The sequence below is a fragment of the Cellulomonas sp. genome (genome assembly GCF_017744555.1).
GTDB lineage: Bacteria > Actinomycetota > Actinomycetes > Actinomycetales > Cellulomonadaceae > Cellulomonas.
This window is the reverse complement of the sequence record NZ_JAGIBD010000003.1, coordinates 121491-134052: the sequence shown is the minus strand read 5'-3', so window position 1 is coordinate 134052 and position 12562 is coordinate 121491. Positions and strand designations below refer to the sequence as shown.

12 protein-coding genes and 1 pseudogene are annotated in these 12562 nt (G+C 72.7%); 4 read left to right on the top strand and 9 right to left on the bottom strand.

The annotated features are described in order from the left end of the window. Window positions 1–189: 189 nt before the first annotated feature. From J7523_RS04135 to J7523_RS04125, 3 genes are read left to right on the top strand one after another with little or no spacing between them, the layout of a single operon-like run. Window positions 190–666, top strand: coding sequence for an Lrp/AsnC family transcriptional regulator (locus J7523_RS04135; protein ID WP_203755028.1), 477 nt, complete (start codon window positions 190–192; stop codon window positions 664–666). After that, on the top strand, window positions 663–2084 hold the full coding sequence (locus J7523_RS04130; RefSeq protein WP_291882620.1) for an aspartate aminotransferase family protein: 1422 nt from the start codon (window positions 663–665) through the stop codon (window positions 2082–2084). The genes J7523_RS04135 and J7523_RS04130 overlap by 4 nt, the downstream gene beginning before the upstream one ends. Further along, on the top strand, window positions 2081–3460 hold the full coding sequence (locus tag J7523_RS04125) for an FAD-binding oxidoreductase (RefSeq protein WP_291882618.1): 1380 nt from the start codon (window positions 2081–2083) through the stop codon (window positions 3458–3460). Before J7523_RS04130 ends, J7523_RS04125 begins: the two co-directional genes overlap by 4 nt. 33 nt (window positions 3461–3493) lie before the next feature. Here the strand turns inward: J7523_RS04125 and dxr are convergent, their stop codons facing one another. The 8 genes from dxr to rpsB form a co-directional block, all read right to left on the bottom strand. Further along, entirely contained in the window at window positions 3494–4657 is a 1164-nt protein-coding gene (dxr, locus tag J7523_RS04120; protein ID WP_291882617.1) for a 1-deoxy-D-xylulose-5-phosphate reductoisomerase, read from the bottom strand. A gap of 26 nt (window positions 4658–4683) precedes the next feature. Then, complete coding sequence (locus tag J7523_RS04115; protein ID WP_291882615.1) at window positions 4684–5238, bottom strand: DivIVA domain-containing protein; 555 nt, start codon at window positions 5236–5238, stop codon at window positions 4684–4686. Continuing rightward, entirely contained in the window at window positions 5235–6362 is a 1128-nt protein-coding gene (gene rlmN, locus J7523_RS04110) for a 23S rRNA (adenine(2503)-C(2))-methyltransferase RlmN (protein WP_291882613.1), read from the bottom strand. Before rlmN ends, J7523_RS04115 begins: the two co-directional genes overlap by 4 nt. Before the next feature lie 25 nt (window positions 6363–6387). Then, the gene (locus tag J7523_RS04105; RefSeq protein WP_291882612.1) at window positions 6388–7233 is read right to left on the bottom strand and encodes a phosphatidate cytidylyltransferase; all 846 of its coding nucleotides are present in this window, start codon (window positions 7231–7233) and stop codon (window positions 6388–6390) included. Then, entirely contained in the window at window positions 7233–7790 is a 558-nt protein-coding gene (gene frr, locus J7523_RS04100; RefSeq protein WP_291882611.1) for a ribosome recycling factor, read from the bottom strand. Before frr ends, J7523_RS04105 begins: the two co-directional genes overlap by 1 nt. A 42-nt stretch (window positions 7791–7832) precedes the next feature. Then, window positions 7833–8576: a UMP kinase gene (gene pyrH, locus J7523_RS04095; protein ID WP_291882609.1), complete on the bottom strand. Its 744-nt coding sequence runs from the start codon at window positions 8574–8576 to the stop codon at window positions 7833–7835. Window positions 8577–8677: 101 nt separating this feature from the next. Further along, the gene (tsf, locus tag J7523_RS04090; protein ID WP_291882607.1) at window positions 8678–9523 is read right to left on the bottom strand and encodes a translation elongation factor Ts; all 846 of its coding nucleotides are present in this window, start codon (window positions 9521–9523) and stop codon (window positions 8678–8680) included. Window positions 9524–9566: 43 nt separating this feature from the next. Next, complete coding sequence (gene rpsB / locus J7523_RS04085; protein WP_291882605.1) at window positions 9567–10526, bottom strand: 30S ribosomal protein S2; 960 nt, start codon at window positions 10524–10526, stop codon at window positions 9567–9569. 392 nt (window positions 10527–10918) lie between these two features. Here rpsB and J7523_RS20585 point away from each other — a divergent pair. Continuing rightward, a pseudogene (locus tag J7523_RS20585) lies at window positions 10919–11467 on the top strand (peptidoglycan DD-metalloendopeptidase family protein); the annotation flags it as partial. Window positions 11468–11583: 116 nt separating this feature from the next. Here J7523_RS20585 and whiG read toward each other — a convergent pair. Continuing rightward, on the bottom strand, window positions 11584–12543 hold the full coding sequence (gene whiG, locus J7523_RS04075) for an RNA polymerase sigma factor WhiG (protein WP_291882604.1): 960 nt from the start codon (window positions 12541–12543) through the stop codon (window positions 11584–11586). Between the last annotated feature and the right edge of the window lie 19 nt (window positions 12544–12562).

Genomic DNA, 12562 nt, shown 5'->3' with positions numbered 1-12562 from the left:
CCGGTCGGGCCGCGCCCGCGCGACGACGGGGTGGTGCCCGGCACGCTACGCCGCCCGGCACCGTCGCGCGAGGGTCTGCTGCGCCTTTTCCCCGTCGCCGGGCCGCCGCGCCACCGGAATCGGAAGTTGCGCACGCGCACGACGACGGAATCCCTTGCGTCGACCCCGACGGCACGACACGATCGACCGGTGGAGACACGCAGACCCCCGGCCGGGCCGGCGGCGCTCGACGACCTGTCCAAGGCCATCGTCGAGCAGCTCCAGGAGGACGGCCGCCGGTCGTACGCCGCGATCGGCAAGGCCGTCGGCCTGTCAGAGGCCGCCGTGCGCCAGCGCGTGCAGCGGCTCACCGACTCGGGGGTCGTGCAGATCGTCGCGGTCACGGACCCGCTGCAGGTCGGCTTCCGGCGGCAGGCGATGATCGGCCTGCGGTGCGAGGGTGACCTGGAGGACGTCGCCGACGCGCTCGCCGAGCTGCCGGAGGTCGACTACGTCGTCATCACCGCGGGCGGCTTCGACCTGCTCGTCGAGGTCGTCTGCGAGGACGACGACCACCTGCTCGAGGTGCTCAACCAGAAGATCCGCGGCCTGCCGGGCGTGCGGACCACGGAGACGTTCGTCTACCTGCGCCTGCGCAAGCAGCTCTACAACTGGGGGACGCGATGACCGGCACGACACCGGCGGGCACCGTCCCGGCGGCCACGGCGGGCGGCACCACGCCGGCCGGCACGCGGCGCGGCGACGCGGCCCGCGCGCACCTGTGGGGCCACTTCACACGGCAGAGCTCGTGGGAGCACGGGGTCCCGACGATCGTGCGGGGCGAGGGTCACCACATCTGGGACGACACGGGCCGCCGCTACATCGACGGGCTGTCCGGGCTGTTCGTCGTGCAGGCCGGTCACGGGCGCACCGAGCTCGCCGCACGCGCCCGCGAGCAGGCCGAGCAGCTCGCGTTCTTCCCGCTGTGGTCGTACGCGCACCCGCAGGCCATCGACCTGGCCGAGCGGCTCGCCGACTACGCGCCCGGCGACCTGAACCACGTCTTCTTCACGACCGGCGGCGGCGAGGCCGTCGAGACCGCGTGGAAGCTCGCCAAGCAGTACTGGCGGCTCGTCGGCCGGCCCGGCAAGTACAAGGTCATCTCGCGGTCCATCGCGTACCACGGCACCCCGCACGGGGCGCTGTCGATCACGGGCCTGCCCGCGCTCAAGGAACCGTTCGAGCCGCTGGTGCCCGGCGCCCACAAGGTCCCGAACACCAACCTGTACCGGGCGCCCGAGCACCTGCGCGACGACCCCAAGGCGTTCGGGCTGTGGGCCGCCGACCGGGTCGCCGAGGCCATCGAGTTCGAAGGTCCCGAGACGGTCGCCGCGGTGTTCGTCGAGCCCGTGCAGAACGCCGGCGGCTGCTTCCCGCCGCCCCCCGGGTACTTCGAGCGGCTGCGCGAGATCTGCGACCGGTACGACGTGCTCCTCGTGTCCGACGAGGTGATCTGCGCGTTCGGCCGGATCGGGTCGATGTTCGCGTGCGACGACTTCGGGTACGTGCCCGACATGGTGACGTGCGCCAAGGGCATGACGTCCGGCTACTCCCCCATCGGCGCGCTCCTCGCGTCCGACCGCGTGTACGAGCCGTTCGCCTCGGGCGACGCGATGTTCCCGCACGGCTACACGTTCGGCGGCCACCCCGTGTCCGCGGCCGTGGCGATGGCGAACCTCGACCTCTTCGAGCGGGAGCGGCTCAACGACCACGTGCGCGAGACCGCCCCGGCGTTCCGGCAGACCCTCGAGAAGCTGCTCGACCTGCCCATCGTGGGCGACGTGCGCGGCGAGGGGTTCTTCTACGGGATCGAGCTCGTCAAGGACAAGGCCGCCCGCACCACGTTCGACGCCGACGAGAGCGAGCGCCTGCTGCGCGGCTTCCTGTCCGGCGCGCTGTTCGACGCCGGGCTGTACTGCCGGGCCGACGACCGCGGCGACCCCGTCGTCCAGCTCGCCCCGCCGCTCACGTGCGGGCAGGCCGAGTTCGACGAGATCGAGCAGATCCTGCGCGGCGTGCTGACCGAGGCGTGGACCCACCTGTGACCGACCTGCGCGGCCTGTCCCTGTGGTTCGACCAGCTCGACGAGGACGACCTGGTCGCGCGTGACCCGCTCGACGGCGACACGCAGGCCGACGTCGTCATCGTCGGCGCCGGGATGACCGGGCTGTGGACCGCCTACTACCTGCTCGAGGCCGACCCGTCGCTCGACGTGCTGCTCGTCGAGCAGGTCGTCGCGGGGTTCGGCGCGAGCGGTCGCGCGGGCGGGTGGTGCTCCGCGCAGCTGCCCGTGAGCGGCGACGCGCTCGCGCGCGCCCACGGCTGGGACGCCGCCGTGGCCATGCGCGCCGCGATGCGGGACGCGGTCGTCGAGGTCGGGGGTGTCGCCGCGGCCGAGCTCGTCGACTGCGGGTTCGCGTACGGCGGCACGGTGACGCTCGCGAGGAACCGGCCGCAGCTCGAGCGGGTCGCCGCCGAGGTCAGCGCCGGGACCGCGTTCGGCGACGAGGCGACGCTGCTCGACGCGGACGCCGTGCGCGCGCACGTCCGCGCCGACGGCGTCCTCGGGGGCGCGTACTCGGCCGACTGCGCCCGGCTCCAGCCCGCGAAGCTCGTGCGCGGGCTCGTCGACGTCGTGCTCGCCCGCGGAGCACGGCTCGCCGAGGGCACGCGGGCGATGCGCCTCTCCCCCCGTGCCGTCGTCACCGACCATGGCACGGTCCGCGCCCGGTACGTCGTGCGGGCGACGGAGGCGTGGTCCGCTCAGCTGCCCGGCTCCCGGCGCAGCGTGGCCCCTGTGTACTCGCTCATGATCGCGACCGAGCCGCTGCCCGACGACGTGTGGGACGAGATCGGACTCGCGCAGGCCGAGACGTTCACGGACGCACGGCACCTGCTTGTCTACGGCCAGCGCACCACCGACGGGCGGCTCGCGTTCGGCGGGCGTGGTGCGCCGTACCACCTGGGGTCGGCGATCCGCCCGGCGTTCGACACCGACGCGCTCGTGTCGGAGCACCTGCACCGCGAGCTGGTCTCGCTGTTCCCGGTGCTGCGGACCACCGAGATCACCCACCGGTGGGGTGGCCCGATCGGCGTCCCCCGCGACTGGCACCCGTCCGTCGGGCTCGACGAGGACGGCAACGCCTGGGCAGGCGGGTACGTCGGCGACGGGATCGCCGCCTGCAACCTCGCCGGCCGCACGCTCGCCGACCTCCTCACGGGCGCCGACACCGCACTCACCCGGCTGCCGTGGGTGGGCCACCGATCGCCCGAGTGGGAACCCGAGCCCGTGCGGTGGGCAGGGATCACGGCCGCCCGGAAGGCCGCGGCCCTCGCGGACCGGACCGAGGACCGCACCGGCCGGACCAGCCGGCTCGCGCCCGTGCTCGACGCGCTGCTGGGCGGGGCCGACGGGTCCTGACGCCCGTGCCGGCGGGCCGCGCCGCCGCACACGTCACCGGCGCGCGAGCACCTCGTGCGCCCGGGCCCGCGCCCAGTCCTCCGCCGCGAGCACCGCGTCGAGGTCGAGCGCGGCCGCCGCGGTCCCGGTGTGCTCGTCGAGCACGCGCTCCACGGTCGAGACGATGTCGAGGAAGCCGATCCGCCCCGCCAGGAACGCCGCCACGCACTCCTCGTTGGCTGCGTTGTAGACGGCCGGGTGCGTCGCCGAGGCGGCGACGGCCTCGCGGGCCAGGCGCACCGCCCCGAACACCTCCTCGTCGAGCGGCTCGAACGTCCACGACGTCGCCCGCGTCCAGTCGCACGGCGGCACGACGTCGGCGACCCGGTCCGGCCACGACAGGCCCAGCGCGATCGGCAGCCGCATGTCGGGCGGCGACGCCTGCGCGATCGTCGAGCCGTCGACGAACTCGACCATCGAGTGCACGACGGACTGCGGGTGCACCACGACGGTGATGTCGTCCACCGGCACGTCGAACAGCAGGTGCGCCTCGATGAGCTCGAGCCCCTTGTTCATCAGCGTGGACGAGTTCACCGTCACGACCGGCCCCATCGACCACGTCGGATGGGCGAGCGCCTGCTCGGGCCCGACGGCCTTGACGTCGTCGAGCGACCAGCCACGGAACGGCCCGCCCGACGCCGTGAGGATGAGCCGGCGGACCTCGCCCCGGGCGCCGCCGCGCAGGCTCTGCGCGATCGCCGAGTGCTCGGAGTCCACCGGCACGATCTGGTCGGGACGCGTGCGCGCCGCCTTGACGAGGGCACCGCCGACGACGAGCGACTCCTTGTTGGCGAGCGCGAGCGTGCTGCCCGCGCGCAGCGCCGCGAGCGTGGGGCCGAGACCGACCGAACCCGTGATGCCGTTGAGCACCACGTCGGCACCCCGTGCGGCGAGCTCGGTCGACGCACCGGGGCCGGTGAGCACCTCGACCGGTCCTCCGGTCCACGCCGCGCGGAACGCCTGCTCGGACGCCGGGTCCGCGAGTGCGACCGTCTCGACCCCGAGCGCCGCCGCCTGCTGCGCCACGAGCGCAGCGTCGCGCCCGCCCGCGCTGAGACCGGTGACCCGGAACCGGTCCGGGTTGCGGGTGACGACGTCGATCGCCTGGGTGCCGATGGATCCCGTGGACCCGAGGAGGAGGACGCTGCGCTGACTCACCGGCCCATCATCGCCGACGGAGGCGGTCACTCGACGCCGAGCAGCACCTCGATCGCACGCGCGAAGAACGCGTCCACCGCGGGCTCGCCGTACCCGTTCGCGCCGTTGCGCCGCCGGAACGTCGCCGCGCGGACCTCGCCCGCCGTCAGGGGGGCACCCTTGTCGAAGTAGGCGATCAGCCGGTGGCACAGCGCGTCCACGTCGGCCGGCTCGTACCCCTGGTGCCGGCCCTCGGGCGGGGCGAAGCGGTCACCGTCGGGCCGGCCCAGCCGGCCGTAGAGCGTGCGCGCCTGCTCACCGAGCCGGGCCATCCAGGCCTCCTGGCCCCGCTGCGCGATGAACTCCGCGCGCGACCGGGCGACGAACGCCGCCTCCAGCCGGTCCAGCGCGGCGTCGACCGCCGACGTGACGTACCCGCCGCGCACCATGTCGAACGCCACGGCTCGCACGTCCTTGCTGGCCAGCGCGCCGGCAGGCCCCTTCTCGTACACGGCCCGGGCATGCGCGAAGAACTCGTCCACCTCGTCCGGGTCGTAGCCCTGCTTCATCCCCGTGACGGTGCGGAACATCCCGTCGCTCACTCGTCCTCCTCCGCTGCGAGCTGCCCGCAGGCGCCGTCGATCTCACTGCCACGGGTGTCCCGGATCGTCGTCGGGATGCCGTGCGCTCGCAAGCGTGCCACGAACTCCTGCTCGACCCGGGGATCGCTCGCCGTCCACTTCGAGCCGGGCACCGGGTTCAGCGGGATCGGGTTGCAGTGCACCCACCCGCGGCCGCGCGCGTTGAGCTTCTCGCCCAGCAGGTCGGCGCGCCACGCGTGGTCGTTGATGTCGCGGATCAGCGCGTACTCGATCGACACCCGACGGCCCGTCTTCACGAAGTAGCGGTGCGCCGAGTCGAGCGCCTCGTCCACGTTCCACCGGGTGTTCACCGGGACGAGCTCGCTGCGCAGCTCGTCGTCGGGCGCGTGCAGCGACAGCGCGAGCGTCACCGGGATGCCCTCGTCGGCGAGCTTGTCCATCGCCGACACCATGCCCACGGTCGAGACCGTGACGTTGCGCGCGGACATGCCGAGGCCGTCCGGCGTCGGGGCGACGAGGCGGCGCACCGTCTCCATGACCGCCTTGTAGTTCGCCAGCGGCTCCCCCATGCCCATGAACACGACGTTCGTCAGGCGCGTCGGACCTCCCGGCACCTCACCGTCGGCGAGCGAGCGCGCCGCGGCCCGGACCTGCTCGACGATCTCCGCCGTCGACAGGTTCCGCGTCAGTCCCAGCTGGCCCGTCGCGCAGAACGCGCACGCGAGACCGCAGCCCGCCTGGCTCGAGATGCACAGCGTCGTCCGGTTCGCGTACCGCATGAGGACCGACTCGACCTTCGCGCCGTCGAACAGGTGCCACAGGGTCTTGACCGTGGTGCCCTGGTCGGCCGTCTGCGTCCGGTGCGCTGTGAGCAGCTGGGGGAACAGCCCCTCGACCAGCTTGTCGCGGGTCGCCTTGGGCAGGTCCGTCATCGCCGCGGGGTCTGACGTGAGGTGCGTGAAGTAGTGCGTCGCGAGCTGCTTGGCGCGGAACGGCTTCTCGCCGAGCTCCGTGACGGCCGCAACGCGCTGCTCGGGCGTGAGGTCGACGAAGTGCTTCGGCGGCTTGCCGCGCGGTCCGCGGCTCGGCGACGAGAGGTCCAGACGGACGGGCGTGCCGGTCATGGCGTCCCCCTCCTTCGGGTCGGGGTCACGCAGGGAGCAGGACCGAGAGGATGAGGTAGACGGCGGGGCAGGTCAGCAGCAGCGAGTCCAGCCGGTCGAGCAGACCGCCGTGCCCCGGGATGAGCCGACCCATGTCCTTGAGCTCGAGGTCGCGCTTCAGCAACGACTCCGCCAGGTCGCCGAGCGTCGCGGTCACGACGGTCGCGAGACCGAGGAACACACCGACGAGCGGCTCGCCCCCGAACGCGACCTGCACGCCGACCACGCCGACCACGCAGGCCAGCACGATCGAGCCGATCAGGCCCTCCCACGACTTCTTCGGGCTCACCGACGGCGCCAGCGGGTGCTTGCCGATGAGCGTCCCGACGACGAACCCGCCGGTGTCGCTCGCGACCACCAGCAGGATGAACAGCATCACCCGGGCCGGCCCGTCGGGCGCCGCGAGCATGAGCATGACGAAGCCCGCGAGGAACGGCAGGTACGCCGCCGCGAACGCGCCCGCGCTCGCGTCGCGCAGTGCCGCCTCACCGTTCCCGTCGAGCACGCGCCAGATGACGACACCACCCACGGTCAGCATGAACGCGACGAACATCGCCTCGGGCCCGGCCGTGTACGCCGAGACGAGGATGCCCACCGCCCCGACGATCAGCGGGACGAGCGGCAGGTGGATCGCGCGGCGCGTGAACGCCTGCGCGAGCTCCCACAGGCCCGCGCACACGGCGACGACCGCCACGACGGCGAACGCCTCCTTGCGGATGAACAGCGACGCGACGACGCCGATGAGCAGCGCCACGCCCACCACGATCGCGACGGGGACGTCCCTGCCCGGTCGCGGTATGCGCGGTGCGGCGAGTGCGGTGTGCTCCGACATCAGACCTCGAGGAGCTCGCTCTCCTTGGACGAGAGCAGGTGGTCGATGAGGTCGACGTGCTTCTTGGTGAGCACCTCGAGCTCCTTCTCCGCCCGCACGACCTCGTCCTCGCCCGCCTCGCCGTCCTTGACGATGCGGTCCAGCTCCTCCTTGGCACGGCGGCGCACGTTGCGCACCGAGATGCGCGCGTCCTCCGCCTTGCCCTTGGCGAGCTTGACGAAGTCGCGGCGGCGCTCCTCCGTCAGGGCCGGCAGCACCACACGGATGACGTTGCCGTCGTTCGACGGGTTCACACCCAGGTCGGAGTCGCGCAGGGCCTTCTCGATGGCGACCATCGACGACTTGTCGAACGGCGACACGAGGATCGTGCGTGCCTCGGTCACGTTGAACGAGGCGAGCTGCTGCAGCGGCGTCGGGCTGCCGTAGTAGTCGACGAACACCTTGGAGAACATCGCGGCGTTGGCGCGGCCGGTGCGGATCGTCGCGAAGTCGTCCTTGGCGACCTCGATCGCCTTGTCCATCTTCTCCTCGGCCTCGAGGAGGGTCTCGTCGATCACCGGTGCTCCTTCGTCGTGTCGGTTCGTGGTGGTCGGGGCAGCTCAGCCTGCGGTGACCAGCGTGCCGATCTTCTCACCCTGCAGGGCGCGCGTGACGTTACCGGGCTCCTCGAGCCCGAAGACGCGCATCACCACGTCGTTGTCCCGGCTGAGGCTGAGCGCGGTCTGGTCCATGACCGCCAGGTCACCGACCAGCGCGTCGGTGTACGTCAGGGTGTCGAGCTTCACGGCGTTCGGGTCCTTGCGGGGGTCTGCCGTGTACACGCCGTCCACGCCGTTCTTGCCCATGAGCACCTCCTGGCAGTGCGTCTCCAGGGCGCGCTGCACGCACACGGTGTCCGTCGAGAAGTAAGGCATCCCGGCGCCCGCGCCGAAGATCACCACGCGGCCCTTCTCGAGGTGCCGGATCGCGCGCAGCGGGATGTACGGCTCCGCGACCTGACCCATCGTGATGGCGGTCTGCACCCGGGTGCTCACACCCGCCTGCTCGAGGAAGTCCTGGAGCGCCAGGCAGTTCATGACCGTGCCGAGCATGCCCATGTAGTCGGCACGGGCCCGGTCGAGGCCGCGCTGCGAGAGCTCGGCGCCGCGGAAGAAGTTGCCACCGCCGACGACGATCGCGACCTGCACGCCGGCGCGGACCGCGACCGCGATCTCGGCGGCCACGCGCTGCACCACGTCGGCGGCGAGACCGACGTCACCGCCGCCGAACGTCTCGCCGGACAGCTTGAGCAGGACACGTCGGGCCGGGGCGTTCTCGTCGGTCGCGGTCACGTCCTGGCTCACGGTGTCTCCTCCGGTGCGTCCTGCATGGGTGGGCGCCCGCTGGCGCCCGGTGCGACGGTGGCCCCGACCCTGCAGGGCCGGGGCCACCTCGTCACATGGGGTCAGGCTCCCACGCGGTAGCGCACGAAGCCCGTCAGCGTGCCGCCGGCCTCGGTGAGAACCTGGGCGACCGTCTTCTTGTTGTCCTTGGCGAACGCCTGCTCGAGGAGCACGTTCTCCTTGAAGAAGCCGTTGAGACGACCCTCGACGATCTTCGGGAGCGCCGCCTCGGGCTTGCCCTCGTTGCGGGCGGTCTCCTCGGCGATGTGACGCTCGCTCGCGACGGTCTCGGCCGGGACGTCCTCACGCGTGAGGTACGTCGGCGAGAACGCCGCGATGTGCGTCGCGATGTCGCGGGCCACACCGGCACCCGCGGCGTCGGTGGCGACCAGGACGCCGACCTGCGGGGGCAGGTCCTTGTTGACCTTGTGCAGGTAGACCTCGACGTGCTCGCCGGCCAGACGGGCCAGACGACGCACGACGACGCGCTCACCCAGGGTGGCGGCCGTCTCGTCGACGAAGGACTGCACGCTCGTGCCGTCGACCTCGGTCGCCAGCAGCGCGTCCGCGTCGCGGGCCGGCGAGGTGACGGCCGCGTTCAGGACGCGCTCGGCGAGCGCGACGAAGTTCGGGCTCTTGGCGACGAAGTCCGTCTCCGAGTTGACCTCGACGAGCACGCCCGTCTGGCCCTCGCCGTCCGCCGTCGGGCCGACGTGGGCGGCCACGAGACCGTCCGACGCGGCGCGACCCTCACGCTTGCCGACGCCCTTGAGGCCCTTGACGCGGATGAGCTCGAGCGCCTTGTCGGAGTCGCCCTCGGCCTCCTCGAGCGCCTTCTTGACGTCGAGCATGCCGGCACCGGTCTTCTCGCGCAGCGCCTTGATGTCTGCGAGCGAGTAGTTCGCCATCAGTGATTCCGTTCTGGTCGAAGTGGGTACAGGGACGGGCGCGTCACTCGGACGCGGCGTCGCCCTCGGCCGGCGCCTCGGGGGCGGACTCGGTGACCTCGGTCGCCTCGGCGACAGCCGCGGCCTCCTCGGCGGGCGCGTCCGTCGTCACGACGTCGGCGGCCGTGGCGGCCTCGGCCTGCACGGCAGCCGGAGCAGCGGCGGACCCGCCCTGCTGCAGGTCGGCCTCGGCACCGGCGAGCAGCTCGCGCTCCCACTCGGCCAGCGGCTCGGCGTCGGCCTCGGCGCCCTCGGCGGCCGCGGTGCGACCCGAGTGGCGCTTGAGCAGGCCGTCGGCGGCGGCGTCGGCGATCACGCGGGTCAGCAGCTGGACGGCGCGGATCGCGTCGTCGTTGCCCGGGATCGGGTAGTCCACGACGTCGGGGTCGCAGTTGGTGTCGAGGATCGCGACGACCGGGATGCCCAGCTTGCGCGCCTCGTCGACCGCGAGGTGCTCCTTGTTCGTGTCGACGATCCACACGGCCGAGGGGACCTTGGCCATGTCACGGATGCCGCCGAGCGTCTTCGCGAGCTTGTCCTTCTCGCGACGCAGGACGAGCAGCTCCTTCTTCGTCAGGCCCGAGGCCGCGACGTCGTCGAAGTCGATCTGCTCGAGCTCCTTGAGGCGCTGCAGGCGCTTGTGGACCGTGGTGAAGTTGGTGAGCATGCCACCGAGCCAGCGCTGGTTGACGTACGGCATGCCGACGCGGGCGGCCTGCTCCGCGACGGGCTCCTGCGCCTGCTTCTTGGTGCCGACGAACAGGATGCTGCCGCCGTGGGCGACGGTCTGGCTGACGAAGTCGTACGCGCGGTCGATGTAGGACAGCGACTGCTGCAGGTCGACGATGTAGATGCCGTTGCGCTCGGTGAAGATGAAGCGCTTCATCTTGGGGTTCCAGCGGCGGGTCTGGTGCCCGAAGTGGACACCGCTCTCGAGCAGCTGGCGCATGGTCACGACGGCCATGGCACGTCCTTCCGGTGCGCACCGCGAGGTGCGCACGTGCAGGCGGACCCGACGAGCGGGCCCGCATCTCGGTTGTCGGCCCGACCAGGTGGTCGGAGCCCCTGGCGCCATGTCGGCGGCTGCGCCGGGCTCCGCACTGACGTGCGGTTCCCGGACCGGTGCAGCGTCCGACCCCGAGCCTGTCCTCGCCCGTGGGGCGAGGTGGACACCGGGAGGATGGCGCGCGATGTCGACCGGCACGGACCGGTCGCACTCGAAGTCTAGCCGATGGGGCGACGTGCCCCGGACGCCTCGGACGCGAGCCGCCCACAGCCCCCGTTCGGGCGGAACCTGCGCCCGACGTGTCACTGCGCCTCGGTCGGTGACCGCGCGACTCCGGCACGGTGCGGACCATGATCCCCACGAGCACACCGCCCGGTGCGACCCCCTCGACGACAGGCACCGGCGCGCCACCGACGGCACGCCGATCCCGTCGCACACGGCGGCACCGGCGTCGGACCGTCGCACTCGCCGGGCTCGGTGCGGTGCTCTGCTGGCTCGTGGTCGCCGTCGCCGGCAGCGCCGCGGCGCCCCGGACCGCCGACGACGCGATGACGTTCCGGCCGCCCGTCCCCGGGCCGGTGCGGGTCGTGGCACCGTTCCGCGCGCCGCCCGCGCCGTGGTCCGCCGGGCACCGCGGCGTCGACCTCGCCGCCGAGGCCGGCATCCCGCTCGTCGCCCCGGCGGCCGGGGTCGTCACGTTCGCCGGGGAGGTCGCCGGCCGCGGGGTCGTCGTCGTCGCGCATCCGAACGGGCTGCGCTCGAGCCTCGAACCGGTCGACGCCACCGTCGCGGTCGGCACCGCCGTCGCGGCCGGGGACGCGCTCGGCACGCTCGACGGCGCGGGGTCGCACTGCGCACCCGCGGCGTGCGTGCACTGGGGTGTGCGGCGCGGCGCGGTCTACCTCGACCCGATGGGCACGCTCGGCAGTCCCGGACCGATCGTCCTGCTGTCCGGCGCGCGCCCTGGCAGCGGTGCGGGGACGGGTGGCCCGGCGTCGGAGACTGCTGCGGGCGGTCAGACCCGCTCGGCGTCCAGCAGCCTCGTGCGCAGCCGCAGCATCGCCGCGGTGTGCATCTGCGAGATCCGCGACTCGGTCACGCCGAGCACGCGACCGATCTCCGCGAGCGTCATGCCCTCGTAGTAGTAGAGGACGACGACGATCCGCTCCCGCTCGCCCAGCTGCTCGATCGCCCGGGCCAGCAGGTACTTGGTCTCCGCCGCGTCGATCGCGCCCGCGGGGTCGAGCGTGCGATCGTCACCGAGCGTGTCCCCCAGCGACGCGCCGCCCGGACGGTCGTCACCGCCGCCGAGCAGCTCGTCGAGCGCGGCCACGTTGACCGTGGCGAGCTGCGAGAAGACCGCGCGGAGCTCGGCCACCGACATCTCGAGGTGCGCGGCGGCCTCCTGCTCGGTCGGGGCGCGGTGCAACGTCGCCTCGAGCTCGGCATACGCACGGTCGACCGCACGGGCCTTCGTCCGCACCGAGCGGGGCACCCAGTCCATGGCCCGCAGCTCGTCGATGATCGCTCCGCGGATGCGCGACGACGCGTACGACTCGAACTTCACCGCACGGTCGGTCTGGTACTTCTCGATGGCGTCGATCAGCCCGAACATCCCGTACGACACCAGGTCGGCCTGCTCGACCGTGCTGGGCAGACGCATCCCGACGCGACCGGCGACCGCGGCGACGAGCGGTGCGTAGTGCAGGATCAGGCTCTCGCGGGCCCGCGCGGCCCCCGTCGACTTGAACGCCTCCCACAGGGCGGCGACGTCCGGGTCGTCGACGATCCCGCCACGCTGCGTCGGGGCGCCCTCGAGCACGAGCGCGAGGTCGGCGTCGAGCGTGGCGTCGTCGCCGTCCACCACGAGGTCCGGGACGTCACCGCTGGTGCGCTGCTGCGGGATGACGCCCTCGGCCGCCGTCCCCGCGAAGCGGGCATGCAGGACGTGGACCACATCGAGTGAGGACGTCATCGTCGACTCCGTTCGTGCC